This window comes from Bradyrhizobium sp. CCGB01 (genome assembly GCF_024199795.1).
In the GTDB taxonomy this organism is placed as follows: domain Bacteria; phylum Pseudomonadota; class Alphaproteobacteria; order Rhizobiales; family Xanthobacteraceae; genus Bradyrhizobium.
Genome location: NZ_JANADK010000001.1, coordinates 2,761,927 through 2,778,965, shown reverse-complemented (window position 1 = coordinate 2,778,965; position 17,039 = coordinate 2,761,927). Strand labels below are relative to the sequence as shown.

Annotated in this window: 20 protein-coding genes and 1 tRNA gene; 11 read left to right on the top strand and 10 right to left on the bottom strand. The window is 60.8% G+C overall.

The genetic code is table 11. The features are described 5' to 3' along the window. Window positions 1-360: 360 nt before the first annotated feature. Window positions 361-1,110: a recombinase family protein gene (locus NLM25_RS12750; RefSeq protein WP_254137159.1), complete on the top strand. Its 750-nt coding sequence runs from the start codon at window positions 361-363 to the stop codon at window positions 1,108-1,110. A 9-nt stretch (window positions 1,111-1,119) separates the two neighbouring features. Here the strand turns inward: NLM25_RS12750 and NLM25_RS12745 are convergent, their stop codons facing one another. Further along, on the bottom strand, window positions 1,120-1,335 hold the full coding sequence (locus NLM25_RS12745) for a PilZ domain-containing protein (RefSeq protein WP_254137158.1): 216 nt from the start codon (window positions 1,333-1,335) through the stop codon (window positions 1,120-1,122). Window positions 1,336-1,558: 223 nt separating this feature from the next. Here NLM25_RS12745 and NLM25_RS12740 point away from each other — a divergent pair, with 223 nt between their 5' ends. Genes NLM25_RS12740 through NLM25_RS12710 form a run of 7 tightly spaced genes read left to right on the top strand, consistent with a single transcriptional unit; the run spans window position 1,559 to window position 6,856 of the window. After that, window positions 1,559-1,921 (top strand): hypothetical protein, encoded by a 363-nt coding sequence (locus NLM25_RS12740; protein ID WP_254117132.1) that lies wholly within the window; start codon window positions 1,559-1,561, stop codon window positions 1,919-1,921. Then, on the top strand, window positions 1,918-2,226 hold the full coding sequence (locus NLM25_RS12735; protein WP_254117131.1) for a hypothetical protein: 309 nt from the start codon (window positions 1,918-1,920) through the stop codon (window positions 2,224-2,226). The genes NLM25_RS12740 and NLM25_RS12735 overlap by 4 nt, the downstream gene beginning before the upstream one ends. Further along, the gene (locus tag NLM25_RS12730) at window positions 2,226-2,711 is read left to right on the top strand and encodes a hypothetical protein (RefSeq protein ID WP_254117130.1); all 486 of its coding nucleotides are present in this window, start codon (window positions 2,226-2,228) and stop codon (window positions 2,709-2,711) included. The genes NLM25_RS12735 and NLM25_RS12730 overlap by 1 nt, the downstream gene beginning before the upstream one ends. Beyond that, a complete protein-coding gene (locus tag NLM25_RS12725; RefSeq protein ID WP_254117129.1) occupies window positions 2,612-4,018 on the top strand; it encodes a hypothetical protein in 1,407 nt (468 codons plus the stop codon). The genes NLM25_RS12730 and NLM25_RS12725 overlap by 100 nt, the downstream gene beginning before the upstream one ends. Beyond that, a complete protein-coding gene (locus tag NLM25_RS12720) occupies window positions 4,018-4,404 on the top strand; it encodes a hypothetical protein (RefSeq protein ID WP_254117128.1) in 387 nt (128 codons plus the stop codon). Before NLM25_RS12725 ends, NLM25_RS12720 begins: the two co-directional genes overlap by 1 nt. Next, a complete protein-coding gene (locus NLM25_RS12715; protein ID WP_254137157.1) occupies window positions 4,401-6,332 on the top strand; it encodes a phage portal protein in 1,932 nt (643 codons plus the stop codon). Before NLM25_RS12720 ends, NLM25_RS12715 begins: the two co-directional genes overlap by 4 nt. Further along, entirely contained in the window at window positions 6,329-6,856 is a 528-nt protein-coding gene (locus NLM25_RS12710; protein ID WP_254117125.1) for a hypothetical protein, read from the top strand. The genes NLM25_RS12715 and NLM25_RS12710 overlap by 4 nt, the downstream gene beginning before the upstream one ends. A gap of 161 nt (window positions 6,857-7,017) precedes the next feature. On the opposite strand, the gene NLM25_RS12705 is transcribed toward NLM25_RS12710, so the two are convergent. Beyond that, entirely contained in the window at window positions 7,018-8,667 is a 1,650-nt protein-coding gene (locus NLM25_RS12705) for an arylsulfatase (protein ID WP_254137156.1), read from the bottom strand. Window positions 8,668-9,320: 653 nt separating this feature from the next. On the opposite strand from NLM25_RS12705, the gene NLM25_RS12700 reads away from it, so the two are divergent. Further along, window positions 9,321-9,470, top strand: coding sequence for a hypothetical protein (locus tag NLM25_RS12700; protein WP_254137155.1), 150 nt, complete (start codon window positions 9,321-9,323; stop codon window positions 9,468-9,470). Between the two features lie 69 nt (window positions 9,471-9,539). On the opposite strand, the gene NLM25_RS12695 is transcribed toward NLM25_RS12700, so the two are convergent. Genes NLM25_RS12695 through NLM25_RS12685 form a run of 3 tightly spaced genes read right to left on the bottom strand, consistent with a single transcriptional unit; the run spans window position 9,540 to window position 10,865 of the window. Further along, the gene (locus NLM25_RS12695) at window positions 9,540-10,388 is read right to left on the bottom strand and encodes a nucleotide-binding protein (protein WP_254117122.1); all 849 of its coding nucleotides are present in this window, start codon (window positions 10,386-10,388) and stop codon (window positions 9,540-9,542) included. Next, window positions 10,388-10,567 (bottom strand): hypothetical protein, encoded by a 180-nt coding sequence (locus tag NLM25_RS12690; RefSeq protein ID WP_254117121.1) that lies wholly within the window; start codon window positions 10,565-10,567, stop codon window positions 10,388-10,390. Before NLM25_RS12690 ends, NLM25_RS12695 begins: the two co-directional genes overlap by 1 nt. A gap of 25 nt (window positions 10,568-10,592) precedes the next feature. Continuing rightward, on the bottom strand, window positions 10,593-10,865 hold the full coding sequence (locus tag NLM25_RS12685; protein WP_254117120.1) for a hypothetical protein: 273 nt from the start codon (window positions 10,863-10,865) through the stop codon (window positions 10,593-10,595). Window positions 10,866-11,199: 334 nt separating this feature from the next. Between NLM25_RS12685 and NLM25_RS12680 the strand changes: the two genes are divergently transcribed. Beyond that, the gene (locus NLM25_RS12680; RefSeq protein ID WP_254117119.1) at window positions 11,200-11,403 is read left to right on the top strand and encodes a hypothetical protein; all 204 of its coding nucleotides are present in this window, start codon (window positions 11,200-11,202) and stop codon (window positions 11,401-11,403) included. A gap of 447 nt (window positions 11,404-11,850) precedes the next feature. Then, the gene (locus NLM25_RS12675) at window positions 11,851-12,930 is read left to right on the top strand and encodes a tyrosine-type recombinase/integrase (protein ID WP_254117118.1); all 1,080 of its coding nucleotides are present in this window, start codon (window positions 11,851-11,853) and stop codon (window positions 12,928-12,930) included. A 9-nt stretch (window positions 12,931-12,939) separates the two neighbouring features. Here the strand turns inward: NLM25_RS12675 and NLM25_RS12670 are convergent. The 5 genes from NLM25_RS12670 to NLM25_RS12650 all read right to left on the bottom strand — a co-directional run bounded on the left by NLM25_RS12670 (window position 12,940) and on the right by NLM25_RS12650 (window position 16,978). Next, window positions 12,940-13,006: transfer RNA gene (locus NLM25_RS12670), tRNA-Glu, on the bottom strand. Between the two features lie 398 nt (window positions 13,007-13,404). After that, a complete protein-coding gene (locus NLM25_RS12665; protein WP_254117117.1) occupies window positions 13,405-14,268 on the bottom strand; it encodes an intradiol ring-cleavage dioxygenase in 864 nt (287 codons plus the stop codon). A gap of 233 nt (window positions 14,269-14,501) precedes the next feature. Next, a complete protein-coding gene (locus NLM25_RS12660) occupies window positions 14,502-16,082 on the bottom strand; it encodes a 4-hydroxyphenylacetate 3-hydroxylase family protein (RefSeq protein WP_254137154.1) in 1,581 nt (526 codons plus the stop codon). A 21-nt stretch (window positions 16,083-16,103) separates the two neighbouring features. After that, on the bottom strand, window positions 16,104-16,508 hold the full coding sequence (locus NLM25_RS12655) for a nuclear transport factor 2 family protein (protein ID WP_254117115.1): 405 nt from the start codon (window positions 16,506-16,508) through the stop codon (window positions 16,104-16,106). Then, window positions 16,505-16,978 (bottom strand): flavin reductase family protein, encoded by a 474-nt coding sequence (locus NLM25_RS12650; protein WP_256570691.1) that lies wholly within the window; start codon window positions 16,976-16,978, stop codon window positions 16,505-16,507. Before NLM25_RS12650 ends, NLM25_RS12655 begins: the two co-directional genes overlap by 4 nt. Between the last annotated feature and the right edge of the window lie 61 nt (window positions 16,979-17,039).

Here is a 17,039-nt window from a genome sequence, read left to right as displayed (position 1 = left end):
ACCGCCGCCGCCCCTTTCTGCGAAGAGGGAGGGCGACGACGGCGGACGCAGCCTCGCCGTGAGGACCGCGCTATCGGGCAACGCCCTCGAGCCGGCGCGCGTTCCTGTCGGATGCGTTCTCCCCACGCGCATCCGCGCCCCTCCATTTTTTTCAAGCGGCTGCGCCCGCTACCTGGACGTATGCCGTAGCTCGGATTGCTCGAGCCGCTGCGCGCCCATCTCGATCTCGTGCTGCCTAAGCCACAGCATGCCGAGGATTAGTAAGCCCGTAAGCGCGGCGAGGCCGAGCTGTAGATGCCACTTCATTCGCTGTGAACGCGACGTGCGGGCCGACGTTCCTGAGCTCGACCAAGCGCGGCCTTGAATGCCGGGCGCCATTCTGTTACGTTTCCTCAGGGAAATGATACAGGCTTTGAGGATAACGCTATGTTCCGCAAAGACTTAATCAAGGCTTTCGCCTATCTCCGCACCTCCAGCGCGACCAATGTCGGCGAGGACAAGGACTCCCAGAAGCGCCAGCTCGCCGCGATCGAGCGGTTTGCCAAGCGCAACAGCTTCACCATCGTTGGCACGTTCTCGGATGACGCTGTGTGGGGCGAGGACGACATTGCATCGCGTCCCGGCTTCTCGGCGATGTTGGATGCCCTGGAGGCGAACGGCACCCGTACGGTCATTGTAGAGGATGCTAGCCGCTTCGCGCGCAAGGTGCTCGTGCAAGAGCTTGGCATCGTGGCGCTGATCGCGCGGCAGGTCTCGTGCTGGTCCGCGGCCGGCGACATCGAGCTGACCAACACCGAGGACGAGTTCAAGGTAGCAATGCGGCAGGTCGCCGCGACCTTTGCTGAGCTTGAAAAGAAGCGTCTCGTGAAAAAGCTCAAGGTGGCTCGCGAGCGCAAGCTACAGGCCACCGGCAAGTGTGGCGGCCGCAAGACCTATGAGGAGCGCAATCCCGCGATGGTCGAGCTGGCGAAGAAACTGCACCGCTACACCATCAACGGGCGCAAGCGGTCGCTGCGTGACATCGCCGCCGAGCTGGAGGCCGCGGGCCATGTTGCCAAGAATGGCCAGCGCTACTCGGCGACTGCGATCTCGCGCATGATCGCGGCCTGATCGCCTCGCTCACACGAACTTAACTCCGAGGCGCTGTTCATCGCGCCATAGCGCGCGGCACCGGAACCGCTTGCGATCAATGAACAGCTCGAACGCGTCCGGGATATCAGCCGAGGACGGAAGTTCCAATACAGCCAACGTCGCAGTCCGATCGTGCACCGTGCAGCTGAAAGCGCTTTTGGGAAATTCAATTATTCCGAATTCTTCTTGTTTTTCTTGCTTCATAGGGCGCTGGTCTTCTTCTTGTTTTGCCCGGCTTCGTAACTGAATCGGGAAAACTCGGCAACCTATCGCCTCGGCCTCGCCTCCGGACGCTCCGAAACACATCTGCACCGATCCCGTGCAAGCCATTGATTTTTAACAGCTATTACGAACTTGTCATTTGAAACAAAATGCTGGGCGGATACTGTGGACATACCGCGAACATGCAGTGGCGATGAGTGCTCGAATGGCGGAGATAGCCGCGCTATCCAAAATTGATGGGCGCACGAAGTTGGCGAGGCGGCTGAAAGCCGATGCCGCTCATCGAGATGAGATCGCGACCGGCTTGCTCACCGATCTCAATCGGCCGGCAAACACGACCGACAGGATCTGGGCCCAAAACCTCGCCGTCCTGGTCTGGCGTGCCGAGCAGATCGAAGCAATCGGTGGGGATACCACAGAGCTGCGGCGGCTGATCAACCAATCCATGAGGGCGGGCGGACAGAAGCCGGCGCCACCGGCACCGGCGAAGACTTCGCCTGGCCCGTCCGCCGCGGAGCGCATCGCCGCCATCGGCGCGGCCCGGAAGGCCGCGGAGGAGGCATTGTGAGCGCACCGCCGACACGCCGCCTCCGGGCTTTGGCCGACGTACTGATGGTGCACGAGTATCACACCCGCGTGCACGACGGCACCATCGTCATGATCGCGGGCACGACTGGCGAGATCAGGCCCCATCATGGCGAGCTGATCGTAACCATCAGGCAGCGAACCTCCGCCGCGACGGTCCGGAAACTGCTCGGCCTCGCCGTGCTCGACGTTGCCGGTAACGGCGACCTGAAGCTTGGCCGCATGCCGCGGCCGGACGAGGCGCCGCTGTTTCGTGACCTCCTCGGCTTGCATGCGAGGAGAGCGTGATGCCGCCGATCACGTCGATCGAGTTCTTCGCCGGCTTGAACTGGATTGACGGCAAGCCGCTGGTGATCGAACCGTATCGGCGTGAAATCTTCCGCAGGGCGCTCGACACCTACCTGGACGGCACCAGCATCCCAGCAATCAACCTGGTGGTCAGCGGCCGCGGAAAGAAGAACAACAAGAGTCTCGACCTTATCCTCGCCGGTCTCTACTGCCTGGTGTGCCGCGAAAGTCCGCAAGGCTCCGACGTCCTGATCGTGGCCAATGATAAGGACCAAGCCGAGCAAGATCTCGACTTGGCCAAGAAGCTGATTGCGGCCAATCCCGACATTGCGGAGGAGCTAGAGATCCTCTCCGACGAATCCGCCGCAAGGACGGCAAGGGTACCATGCGGGTGCTGCCGGCGAACAACGTCGCGGGCCAGCACGGCAAAACAGCCTGCTTCATCGGCTACGATGAAATCCACGCCTACCGCGATTGGAGCCTGATGGAGGCCCTACAGCCGGACCCGACCCGCGGCGACGTCCTGCAGTGGGTGACTAGCTATGACAGTCTCCTCGACTTCGAAGGCGCACCGCTTCACGATTTGAAGAAGATCGGCATCAGTGGCGAAGACCCGCGAATGCTGTTTTCGTGGTATTCGGCCGACTTCACGACCGATCCGGCAGCCGTCAGTTTGCCGCCGGATCAACGCGCAAATCCTAGCTGGCGGTCATGGCCGGAAGGTCTCGGCTATCTCGCACAGCAGCGCCGCCGTCTGCCGTCGGCGCGCTTTCGGCGCCTTCATCATAATCCGCCGGGTGCTCCACAAGGAGCTTTCTTCGACCAAGGCATAGTAGAGCGTGCCATCGTCACCGGGCGTCATGCGCTCGATCCGGTCGACGGAATCGATTACCTCGCCTTCGTCGACATGTCTGGTGGCAGCAGCGACGATGCGACACTCGCGATCGCGCATTGGGACGGCCGTAGGGTGGTCATCGACCTGGTCATCAATCAGGGCGAAGCGATCCCGTTTAATCCCCGACTCGCCGTGGCGAGATTCGCGGCCACCTGTTCCCGCTATCGGATCAAAACCGTCAGTGGTGATGCTTATGCTGGCGAAACCTTCCGCCGGGACTTTGCCGATTGCGGCATCGACTACGTCGTCCACAAGGCGACCCGCACGGATCTTTATGAGAATGTCGAGGTGGCGCTGAACGCCGACCAAGTTGAGCTGTTGGACAGCGCCAAGCTGCGAAACCAGCTTCTGACCTTGGTGCGGCGTGGTGCGAACATCGATCACCCGTCTGGGCAACATGATGACTGGGCAACCAGTGCAGCCGGCGCCGTGACGCTGGCCTGTCCCGACCTCGGCGCGCCGGTGCCGTCGATGCTCGTGCACTACCAGCGCATGGTCGAGGCGGCGATCGCGCCGCCGCCGGTTAGCGATAAGGTGCGCATCGTCTGGCCGCCGCAGGACCAGGCGCCGTCCCATCTCGAGGACGACGGCCACGCTTACCTCGTCGAGCTCGATGGAAACGAGTTAGTATTTCGCGTCAGCAAAGATCACGCTCGCCGCCTGCTCAAGGGGGCGCTCTCCACCCCCAATCTCGTCGCTGCGAATCAAGAGATTGCCGCTGGTCTTGAGCCGCTTCGTGAGCCGGCCCGCGTCAACATTAATGCAATACTCGCCGAGATCGAGGCGCAACGCCCGATTCATCCGCTCGATCGAGGCAGAATGGCGCGGGAAGCCCTACGGGGCTACAGCCCCGGCGCGGTTTTGCGCGAGGTGCTTCAGGAACGGGGATATCGGTGATGATGAGCACCGTAGCGATCATAAGCAATGATGCGGAGGACGCCGTCGTGCTGTTCAAAAGTAACGAAGTGCTCCGGCGTGATTACGAGCAGATCTGCCGGCGCTTCGATGGCCAATGGGAGACAATCCTGGCCGACCACGCCGAGGCCCAGGCCACGATCCAACCAGGCCAACCCAAACTGGCGAAAGCGGATCGGCGGACCGCGCTGCTGGAGGAGCAAAAACTACTCCTCGAGGAGCATGTTTCTAGACTGCAAGCCGGTAACGCGACGCTCGCTAAAATCGCGGCCTGGTTGAAATACCGCAACCAAGCATTTGCCGAACACAATGAGGTCGCCGACCGAAGCAAGCGCTTCGCGCGGCGGCACGCGAGGTTTGCCGAATGACCGAACTCGATAAGATCTCAACCCCACGCGGTGAAGCGCGGTTGATGACTGAGATTGACGCCAACGGCGGATACCCGACAGCACCGCCGGGCACCGGTGCGGACTGGTTCGGACCGCAGGCACCGATGCGGCCTCTGGCACCGTCGGAGGTTGCCGGACGGGCCTGGGACTTTGTCCCTGGCTACAATCTCAACACTCAGCCCCGCGCCTACGAGTCAATCGACTTCGTCTCGCTGCGGGCGCTCGCTGACAGCTACGATCCGGTCCGCCTCATCATTGAGCGCCAAAAGGATCAAATCTGCCGACTACCCTGGAGAATCCGACTCAAGCACGAAGACACCGGCCGGCGTCCGAAGACCAGTGAGCTATCACCTGCCACAAGGGGACGCATCGCCGACATCACCAACTTCATCAAGACGCCTGACCACGACGTCAACTTTCGCGCCTGGCTTCGTTCTCTACTCGATGACCTATTCGTCATCGATGCGCCTTCGATCTACTGCGACCGCAATTATAGCGGCGACCTCGTCGGTCTCCGCATCGTCGACGGCAGCACCGTCAAGAAGATCATCGGACCAGATGGGCGCGCACCGCGGCCGATTAGATGGACCGGTGCGCCATTCGAGTGGAACGGCCAGACCATCACGCTGGAGAACCATCGCGCCCTCGGCTTCCGGCTTGTCGGTGGCACGATGTTTCCGCCCATGTTTCAGCAGATTCTGCACGGGCTTCCGGCGGCCTCACTCACAAGGTGGGACCTACGCTACGCACCAATGAACGTCCGGCCCGGCCACGTATACGGCTTCAGCCCGTGCGAGCAATTGGTGCAGACGGTGTCGACCGCGATGCGCCGCGCGACACATCAACTGGAATATTACCGCGAAGGCAACCAGCCCGAGAGTTTGTACGGATTGCCTCCGACATGGACGTCGGACCAGATCCAGAAATTCCAAGACTACTGGGACAATCTGTTTGTTGGCAATCTCGGTCGCCGCCGCCAGATGAAGTTTATGCCCGGCGGCGGGGACTATAAGCAACTCAAGGAACCGCCGCTCAAGACGGAGATAGACGAGTGGCTGGTGCGGATCATCTGCTTTGCGTTCTCGTATCCTCCGTCGGCCTTCGTCACGCTCTCGAACCGCTCCATCGCCGAGCAGCACGAACGGCAATCGGAGGAAGAGGGAATCGAGCCGGTAAAAAATTGGGCGAAGGACCTGCTAGACGGCGTGATCGCCGATGAGTTTCTTTCCGACGATCTGGAATTCGTATGGATCGAAGAAGACGAGATCGACCAGGAGAAGCAGTCGATCATTCTCAACAGCTACGCCGAACCGCGTCATGACGATCAACCAGGTAAGGGAGCGTCTAGGCCTCGATCCCGATCCATCTCCGGCCGCGAACAAGCTGATGGTGAAAACCGCCGCGGGCTACGTGCCAGTCGACAAAACCAGGGAGATCACCGCATGACAATATTATCGCCGGCCAGAGCGCGCCTGGCCAAACTGATCGCCGCGGGCGTGGACGATCTCGACGGCGATCTCATCGCTGTGCTTCATGAGGAGCACGCGGCAGCACTGGCGCGGCGCGAGGCCGCGCGTAGTCAGCTTGTCGAAGCTGAGGCGGATGCTATCGCGATCGCCGCAGTGTTCGGCGAACAGGGACGGTCCGGCCCGGGGTCCTCGGTCAAACTGAAATGGCTTAGGGCCGGCGAGCGCGCGGCTGTGGCATGCAGCGAGGCATCACGGCCAGAGCCGACGCCTGATGAGATGATGGAAGCACTTCGCCGCTGGACCACAGTCCTGGCGCGCCTCTCGACGGACGCCACCGCGCCGCGGCCACTTGCCGTCATCCACCCCGTCCGGCCTCGCCCGCTGGCCGCTGAGGCTTCATCGCACACGAACCCCACTCCGTTAGGATTATTTCGATGACGAAGACCGCGCGCGATCCGTTGTTCGCAACCCAGCGCGCCCCGATGTCGTCGGGGCGCCATGCCAAAGCGATCACCCCCGATCCTAACAACGATCTCTCCGACGTCACTTCCAGTTTGATCGTGACCATCGGGGCCGGCGGCACTGGGGTCACGGTAATCTTTGCTGATGATCCCGATCAGGCGCCGGTCTCGATCCCGCTCGCGGTCGGTGTCTTCCAGCTGCAGATGCAAGTTCGTCGCGTGACCGCAGCCACGCTCGGCACCGGTGGTGGCATTGTCGCAACATGGGATGAGTTACCGCGACCGTCACGACGCTGCTTTTCTCCGTGGGGCAGCGGGTTGCGCCCGGCGGCGGGCGTTTTGGTCTCCCTGTGGCGCCCGCCGCTGACTTTCATTCCTTCAAGCGCGTGCAGCCCATCCAACTGCGAGCGCTCGGGGGAGCCGGCGAGGTCGACCGTGGATGTAGCGGCGGCTTCGCTTGGCGACCTTTTCACAACGGCGTGCGATGACCAAACTATTTGATCTCGTTGGCTTCGTCGCGACGCTGATCCTACGTGCCGTCCAAGGCGCGTTTGATGTCCGCAATGCTCCCGACAGCGGCGCACAAGCGGACATTGCAGGAGGTCCGCGAAGGGCCAATTACTGACAGGAGCGGACGATTCGCCGCCCCGATGGACAGAGCATCAATTTTTCCCCGGGCCCGCCGTCATGATGTTGTCCAGGACATCGCCGATCGTGAAGCTCGCCGCTTTTGCGCGCGGTGGGAACTCCTTGAAGCTCTCGATATACTTCGCAACAATGGCTTGTGCGGGCACGAGTAGAAAGACACGGTGAGAGTGCCAATCGCTATAGAGCATGCTTGTTGTGGCGCGTTCGAACGGATCGGCCCGCAGATTGTACAAATTGGGCACGCGGAGCTTCGTAAATTGGCCTTGCCAGACTCCGATTGGAAGTTTCGGATTGATTTCAGCATGCTGCTCCATGAAGGCGATTTTCCAATCACGAACGCGAATGGCCATCAGATCGCCGTCGTCGCTCCAGTATAGGAATTCGCTGCGCGGCGACTCCTTTGCTTCGCCTTTGAGGAACGGCAGCAGGTTGAAGCCGTCGAAATGCGCTTTGAACTGCTTGCCGTTTAACGTCGTGCCCTTCTTCGTCCGCTCGACCAGGTCCACATCCCCGTTGGCGGCCGCGAATGTCGGTATGAAGTCTTCATGTGCACAGATGTCGTTGATGACGGTTCCGGGCTTAATGACTCCGGGCCACTTGATCAGACACGGCACGCGGAAGCCGCCTTCCCAGTTGGTGGCCTTCTCGCCCTTGAAAGGCGTCGCGCCGCCGTCGGGCCAGGTAAACACTTCAGCACCATTGTCGGTTGTGTAGACGATGATGGTGTCGTCGGCGACGCCGAGATCGTCGACGAGTTTCAGGAGTTCGCCGACATGCCCGTCGGTCTCGACCATGCCATCCGGATAGAGGCCCTTGCCGGTCTTGCCTTGGGATCCCGGCTTGAGATGCGTGAAGACGTGCATGCGCGTCGAGTTGAAGTAGCAGAACCACGGCTTGTTGGCGCGGTGTTGGCGGCCGATGAAGTCCTTGGCCGCGTCGAGGAATTCCTCGTCGATAGTCTCCATCCGCTTTTTGGTGAGCGGTCCGGTGTTCTCGATCTTTCCGTCTGCGCTGGACTTGATCACCCCGCGCGGTCCGAACCTTTTGCGGAACTCGGGATCCTTCGGGTAGTCGGGGTTCTCCGGTTCTTCCTCGGCGTTGAGATGATAGAGGTTGCCAAAAAATTCGTCGAAGCCGTGCGCCGTCGGCAGGTGCTCGTCGCGGTCGCCGAGATGGTTCTTGCCAAACTGGCCGGTGGCATAGCCGTAAGTCCTCAGGACATCAGCAACGCTGGGATCTAGTGGGCCGAGGCCAAGCTCGGCGCCGGGCAGGCCGACCTTGGTCAGTCCCGTGCGCACCGGCGTCTGTCCCGTGATGAAGGCGGCTCGACCCGCTGTGCAGCTCTGCTGGCCGTACCAGTCAGTGAACACGGCACCCTCCCTGCCTATTCGGTCGATGTTGGGCGTGCGATAGCCCATAATTCCCATATTGTAGGCGCTCACGTTGAACCAGCCGATGTCGTCGCCCATGATAAAGAGGATGTTGGGCTGGCGGCCCGAGGGTACGGCTGGCTGTGCGGTAGCGGGCGCAGCTCTTTGGTCCTGCGGGAACGCCGCGCTGCTCATCGCTGCAGCTGCAGCCAGCATGGACGTTCCCAAAAGCAGAGTACGGCGATCAATTTTTCTTGGCGACGCTGTTCGTTCGCGCGCGTCTGTGTTGATCATGCTTCACTCCGCATTCACCTGGATACTGCACTGCAAAATCGCGCCTTAGCGATGTCTGCATGCTAGTGAACATGAAGAAATATGTGATGTGCAGTTTGTGCCAAAGGTGACTAGCACTCAGCGGAGTCCGCAATGGGTCAAAACCGGCAAATGCTCTGATTGAGCAGAGAATTTCTGCTTAGCTCCCGAAAGCCGACATCTGCGCCTTTATGGTCGGGCCGCCGAGCCTCATGCTGATGCGATTCTGCCGCTGCCCCATTGGGTGCGGGCCGCGCGCGAGATCGTCATCGAGTTGCTACCGGCCGAAGCGCGCGATCCTGGTGCGCTGACGAATGCACTCAAATGGTGCAACACCAGGTTGTGAAATCCGGAACGTTGACGTTGAGTCAGGCGAAGGAGCAGCATGGCGATGCCGTCGAGTACAGCGGCCCGGCCGACATCTGTGAAATGCCTGCCGAGCCTAACCCGAGCCACCTTGGAGGTTACACATGGCCCAGGCTACCGACCATTCTACCACGTCCAAGTAGAACCCCGACGCCGCACTGCTCGCGATGATCAAGCACCATGATATCCTTTCGGCGCAGTGGGATCTCGCGGTCAAACGTGACCCCATGAACGGCGCCCCTACGAATCTCATCCAAAAGACGTCCGACTTGCAGCGTAAGATCATCGCAACCTGCGCCTTCACATCAAAGGGCCTGGACGCCAAACTAAGGATCGTGCGTCATGCCGAGTTCGATGACGACGACGGGATCATAGCCGCAATCCTCGAGCTCGACGCCAAGCGCGTCGCGGCGCGCTGATCACGTCTGCACTGCCGAGACGACGATGAGGCCGCCCGCGAGGGCGGCCTTCCTTATCTAGACACAATCCTAAGCTCGCTTCTTCGCCGGCTTAGACTCGGTTGGCTCGAACTTGCCTGCAGTCATCCAGTCATTACCGATCCGATTGACTTGGCATTTCCTCGCCAGACGACTGGCGAAGCTGTTGCGGCTCTGTGTGCTATCGTTCAGACGCACCATGTGGCGACCGCCAATGTCCGAGAAGTCCTTCACCCTGCCGATGCTGACCATCACGGTCTTGTCAGGATAGGCGCCGAGCGCCAAGCCAGCCTCGAACAGAACGTTTGGTCGCGCCTGGCCCTGCTGCTTGCCCTCGGTGGACCGCTCCGCGGCCTTGACGAAGTGCGGCTTGAGCTCCACGAGGTCATCGGGCGAGAACAGCACGACGATGGCCTCGGCCTTCTCCATAACAACGTTCAGGATCTTTCCGACGTAGGGATTCCCCTCATTTGCCTCGTCGATCGCATGTTCCCATTCTAGCGGATGCAATCCCAGCGCGCGCAGGAATTCGAACATTGACCTGCGCAGCGCATCATCACGGCCATGGACCACAAAGACGGTATTGCCCTTGGTACGCTTCGCCGGCTTCTTCGCACGCGATTGCGCACGGCGCACCGGGCGCTCGACGGCTTCCACTGGCGCATCATCCCGGTGCCGGCGGCTGTTAGACGAAACGCCGCCGCGGAGCTCGGCTCGCTCCTCTGCCGTCGAATACCGGCTGATGTTCACCCCAACACGATGGGCGAGCTCCAGAGCAGCCAGATTTCGCTCCAGCCGCGTCTCTCGCATGACCTTCTGGACGTGATTGTAGACCGCCTTAATGGTGATCCCCATCTTGTCGGCGAGGCGTTCAAGCAGCTCCTGGTTGATTTTCGGCACTACCGCTTCTTGCTCTTACGGTGGCGGGCGACGTTGACGTAGTTCGGCCCGACATCAAGGAGGGCCGCAATCTCGCGCGACGTGAACCCGATCGCATCGAGCTTGAGCGCCGCCGCATCCTTGTCCTCGATGTCCTTCACGTAGAGCAGCGCCAGCAGCCCAGCGATCTTGTCGAGCACGGGAATCCCCTGCTCGGCAGCGGTATCACCGGCGGACGCGCGCTTTCTTGCCTTTTTTGCCATTGGCTTTCCTGGTCCTACTGCGGCTTCGCATCACCTGCACGGATGCGGCGGTCGATCCTGCCGCCTCTGCGGCGTCCCTTGTCGGCAGCCCGAGTCCTTCGAGGAATTTCACCCGCTCGAGCACCTCGCCATATTTGTCCGGCGCCTCCTCCCAAGCCTTTGACAAGGCAAGCCTCGCGAGCGAGCGGCCGATCACCGGCAGCCAGGTAGCGTAATCGGGGGTGTCCTCAGCCATGCTTTTACCTGCGGTTGCGAATCGCAGGGGGCATGCTGCCGCTCACGGTTCCCGCAAACAAGCTAGTGCCGTAGTCATCCGGGCACTTATCCATCAAAAAAGATCGGGAAGTGGAGCGCAGCTCGGCAATAGTCCGAGGTCAACCTCGACGCCCGCTCGCTGATCGCGCCGGCATCACCGACAAGGCTGGCCGCCCATCAGGTCGGCCCTTCCGTTTTTCAGTATCACATAGTTGGGAGAAAATCTTGGGGAGGAAATTTCTGTAGCAGCATACCGGTTTCGGGTCGCCCATCGGAACGGCTGCCCTTGGTTCGCCATATGTGCGCAATCCATATTGCACACACGCATCGTGAATGCGTCTGGAGCATTTGGTATTCTACCTAAACGGGAATCGGTCGTCATCTCTGTTCGCGTGCCTCTCGATGTGAAGACCTGGCTGGCGGCCCAGGCGAAGCGCAACATCTCCTCGCAAACCGCAGAGATCATCAGAACGCTGCGCGATCGCATGCAGCGCGAGCAGCGCGAGGCGGTGCGGTGACGTCAAAGCGCATGAAAATCGGTGACACCATCTGCACCCGAAACGGCGTCGACGCTCTTGGTCGGCACTATTGGTGCGCCCAGCACGAACCTGATGTCGTGCATGGACCGTCCGAGACTGAGGCTGAGTCCTGGGAGAACCAGCGGCTAATCCTGTTGGGCCCTGATCGCGAAGTTGATCCGATAATCGAGAAGCTGCAGTGATGCCGAAGCAGGCCGCGCTTCCACCTTCCCTTCCGCCGCGCCTGATCGGGCGCGACGGGGCCGCGGCCTATGTGTGCGTCTGTCCGAATACCTTCGACTGCATGGTGTTGGACGGGCGCATGCCACGCGCCCGTGTTCTAGGGGACAAACGCAAAGCGTGGGACGTGAGAGAGCTTGACTTGGCCGTTGAGGCGTTGCCCCATGAGGGTGAGGCCTTGGCCGCCAGCGACGTGGGATGGACCTGATGCCCCGCAAGCTCCCGCTGCATGTCGAACGCAACACTGTCAAAGGCAACACGTACCTGTCATTCAGGATACGCAGTCAGAACGGGCCACGCATCCGTCTGCCCGACGATCCGACGTCGGAAGAGTTTCGTCTAGCGTATATCGCGGCAATGGGCGGCACCACCAAGGTGGTGCTGAAGAAGGATTCGCCCGACAGTATTAGCGCGAAGATCGCCGCCTACATGGCGAGTCCGGCGTATCGCGCACTAAGCGACTCCTCGAAGGACGGCTACAGCTCACGCCTCGAGCAGATCAGAACCGATCACGGCCACCGCGCATTCTCAGGGCTCACGAAAGAGCGAATCGAAACATTCATTCTGGCACCGCTCGCCAACAAGCCCGGCGCCGCGCTCGACACGCTGAAGAAGCTGCGCATCCTGATCAACCATTTCAAGCTGACGCCAGACCCCACGGCTGGCATCAAGCGGCCCAAGGGAGGCGAGATCAGGGCCTGGACCGATCGTGAGCTTGCCGCCTATGAACGGCGCTGGCCGATCGGCACGAAGCAGCGCACCGCCTATGCGCTCATGTTGAACATGGGCACCGCGCGCATCGACACCCACGCGCTGACGTGGCCCCAGGTCGACGATGGTGCCTGTTACCGGCGCCACAAGACCGGAGTCGCCGTCGACATGGCCGTGTCCGAGGATCTGGAGAAGGCGCTGGCGGCGACGCCGCGCAAGCATTTCGTGGTCATCACCACGGCCTACGGCAAGCCATTTACGGTCGATGGTTTCAGCCGGTTCATGCGCGATGCCATCACCGCCGCCGGCTTGCCTCTATCCTGCCAGCCGCACGGCCTGCGCAAGACGCTCGGCCGCCTGCTCGCCGACGCCGGCTGCAGCGCTCACGACATAATGGCCGCGCTGGGCCATACGACCTTGGCCGAGGCCGAACGCTACACCCGCGAGGCCGATCGGAAGCGCGGCGGCAAGCGCGCGGTGACGCAGCTCAATGAACATCGGAAGAACAAACCTTCCCAAACCACACCGGAAGGTTTGGGAAAAGCCGTAAAAAGCGATGGGAAAACAACGCCATGACTTCCCGGCTGGCGCTCCCTAGGGGAATCGAACCCCTGTTTCAGCCTTGAGAGGACCAAGTCGATCCGCTCAATAATCGTCCTGAAACAGTCCTATAGATGTCAAAGCCGGCCCGTCTGCGCGTGTAGGCGTGGCCGCACCAGTTTAGCACCAGAAACGACCTCACCAAAACGCAACAAACGCGATCGAACGCAGATGAAACCGCAGCAAAATCAACGAAGCTGACCGATAGTCTGCCGCTCATAACGGTCTGGTTGCAGGTTCGAGTCCTGCCGGGCCCACCAACGGGATCAATAGCTTACTTCGTTCTCGTTGCCTTCCGCGCCGCCGCCGCACCAGTAACCGCACCAGATACGTGCCCTCTTCGTTCGTGGGCGGTTCGCGCTCCGCCTGGATTTCGCCTGACGGGGAGAAGGTGAACGAGCTGATCGCTGGTGCCCATTTTGGTGGGCATCGCCTATCGAAAATCGAGCCTCAAGATAAGTGCAAGCCGAAGTCGTAGTGCAGGTGGAAAAAGGGCGAGTTTTGGATAAGGCCGTCCGGCGCCTGCCCCGCCGGCATCTCGACAAATTTGCGCACCAGGCTGTCCTTGACGCCGAAGACGACGTCGGTGTCGAGATACGCATCGCCTTCCGCGAATATGTGCGTCACCAGCTTCTGATAGCCAGGCGCCGAAATCATGAAGTGGATGTGCGCCGGTCGCCACGGATGCCGTCCCTGCTTCTCTAACATGGCTCCGACAGGACCATCGTGAGGAATGGGATATGCCGCCGGCTTAATACTCCAGAAACTGAACCTCCCATCTCCGTCCGTCGAGAACCGGGCCCTCATTGCTAGGCCACCAGTCTCCCCGAGTTGCTGGACATCGTAGTAGCCATCGCCGTCCGAATGCCAGACATCGACGACGGCGCCGTTGATCGGCGTGCCGTCCGGAGCATTCACCGTTCCTGTGACAATGAGCGGGTCACCTTCGAGACCGCCAGAGATGTTATCCCCACGCCCTTTCTCGGGTGGCCCCTCGACGTAAAAGGGCCCAAGCACCGTCGACTCGGTGACGCCCTGGGCTGCTCCGTGATTAATGGCATCCACGAGCATCGAGACGCCGAGCGTATCTGACAGGAGCACGAACTCTTGGCGGGTGTCACTGCACATTTTGCCGGTATCCGTCAGGAACGCGATCCCCTTTTCCCATTCCTCGATCGTCGGCCGTACCTCCCTCACGAAAGCATGGAGATGCCGGACCAAGGCGACGCTGACCTCAGCCGCTCGCCGGTCGCTCGCACCTGAAAGACGGTCGACGACCGCGTCAGTGATCGTGATCTCGTCAAAGTTTCGCATAGTTCCCTGTCCAATTCATCTTTGGTGAAGTCACGTCAAATCCTGGCATCGTCCACCAGGATTACCTTCGGCGGACGGCCCTCGCAGCCGATCGACCCGATGGTCCGAGAACCAAGCACCACGCGTGTCGGCAGGCCGAGAAAAGTGAAGTGCTTGTATCATTCACCTTCGAAAATGCTGAAGGGACCGCGAAAGCCGACTGGGGGCTTCCGCGATCTTGGGTGATGCTTCGCCTACTCGGCCGCGTCGTTCATGTAGGATTTCTTAACGTCCTGGGCCTTCGCGTAGTCAGGCTGGAAGCGGACGCTGGCGTAGTGGGACTTCTGCTCAGCTTCCTGCGCACGCTTCCCTAGTTCCGCCGTGTCGCCGAAGCCGAGGACCTGCCGCGCCAGCTCGGTCAGCGGTCCATCGACCTGATACTCTGTGCGCTGCATCGTCAGCAAGTTGATGAGATAGAGAGGCGTGCCATTGAACTTCTCGAACATCTCATGGCGGTTGCCCCACTCGCTCAGGAATCGCTCGCTGATTTGGCGGAAGATCTTGATACGGTCGTAGGCACTGATCTCAGCACCGCGGAGGGCCTCTGCGAGTTTCGGGCCGATATATGGATCCTCCATCTCGCGCTTCGACGGCTGGATAACAACACCGCGACCGCAGAAATCGATCAGGGTGTTCACCATCTTGGCCTGGTTCTCGAGATAGTAGGCGCGGCCGAAGTCGATGTAGATATTGTTCGGCTTGAACAGCCCCCCGGGCGTCGCGAATCCCGTCTCTTCAGCGGCGATCATGAAGGCCCGACAGGTCTCGCGGAAGCGAATGAGCTCAGCGAGCTGCGCCGCCACGACCGGGTTGGTGCTGGTGCCCAGCGACTGCGTCAAGAGCAGAGCGAGGCCGACCATCAGTTCGGCATGGACGCAGTGACGGATCTGGGTTTCGAGATGCACCCAGTCGAATTGACGTTGCGGATACCATTTCGCGTGGTCAGGATTGCCGACGTGCTGAACCCGGTCCCATGGAATGAGGACGTCATCGAAATAGACCATCGCGTCGAGTTCGTCACCGATGGTGGCCAACGGGCGATCGTACGGATCTGCGTCCGGCTGCGCGTTCGACTTGCGGGCCACGACCGAGATGCCCTTGGTAGCGATCGGCACCAGCGCGTAGACAGTCTGCTCCGCGGTCTGGCCGGGACGCCACAAGTTTCCAATAAGAAGATGATTGACGAACGGAACGGACGTGCCGATCGCCTTCCAGCCGCGGACAAGGATGCCGTCGTCGCGTTCTTCGATGATCTTCAGCATTGGCGTCTCGGCCATCGCATTGTCACGGCCGCGATCGAACTGGACGTCGAGGAACATGGGCGAGATAGCCAGATCCTGAGACGTCACCTCCTCCCACTGACGCTGAATATTTCCGGAGAGATCGCGCTTCTTGCCACTGAAGCGCGAATTGTCCGACCAAGGCTTCTGGTCGTCCACCTGGGTGAACATGACCACGTTCATGCCGGCTGGCGGCCGTGTGAAGATGCCGCCCTTGAAGTGACGGCAGAGGAAGTCGCAGTACTGGCGGCGCTTGACTACATCTTCCTTTGACCGCGGAAGGAACCAGTGCATCGACTGACGCTTGCCACTCTCATCGATGAAGGTCGCGATGTCTTGATGCTTCGGGTCAAGATGAAGATCGTAGTATTCGGCGATGGCATTCGCATACCCCTTCGTCATGGGATGCGTGGTCACGTCCTCGATTAGCTCACCACCGACGTAGACGCGGCGACCATCTCGTAGAGATTGAAGATACTCGGCACCGGTTCTCATAGCTCACTCCTTCTCATGTTCTTAGGAAACTTGCCGCTGGAACGTCGCTGCATCCCAGTAGTCTTCGCTGTGGCGTATCCGGCCGTCCTCGACTTGAACCAGTTGAACACCACGCAACGAAATGGTCTTGGCTTCAGCCGTGCCGTTCTTCTGCGGAGCGGTCGCGCGCATGACGTAGGCGACGGCGACCGTTCCATCCCCTCCCACAATCATGGACTTCACCTCCCATCGGACGTCCGGGAGCCAGCTGAACAGCTTCTGCATGCCCACCGCGATCTCGGCGGGGCCTTGCTTCGTCTTGAGTTGCGAGACTTCGTCGTGCGTCGCATCATCGCAATAGAGCGCGAGGATCGCGCGGTGATCGTGCCTGCAGTAGGCGTCGTAGAGCGCGTTGGCGACTTCCTTCGGGGACGACGCGGACGTCATGCGCGCGCCTCCAGATCGACGCCATGCATGTAGCGCCCCTGTCCGTAGAGTAACGGCGGACCAGCGGCCGGCGCATGAATGCACTCGATCGCGGCGATGGCGATGCGATGGCTTCCGACCACGAGTTGCTCGACTGCCCGACATTCGAACACAACCGATGCCTCGCGTAGCCGCGGAACTCCGCTTCCGCCGAAAACGCCGGCCGATAGCAAGACGTGTTCGTCAATGAATTTGTCGACGCTAGGACGCGAGCAGAGCTCCGAAAGGTGAAGCTGATCCTGAGTGAGGAGGTTCACCGCGAAGCGCCCGCCCTCCCGGACGTGCGCGGCGGTCACGGTCTTGCTGTTCAAACAGATCAGGATCGTCGGCGGCTCGGTGCAGACCGAGGTAAACGAATTGATCGTCATCCCCCAGGGTCTAGCGCCATGCCAAGTCGTCACGACGCTCACGCTTCCGACGAAGTGCCGCATTGCCGCCCGGAATTCGGCCGCATCCGCAGTCGTCTGCGAAGGCGAAACTCCGAGGTCGTTT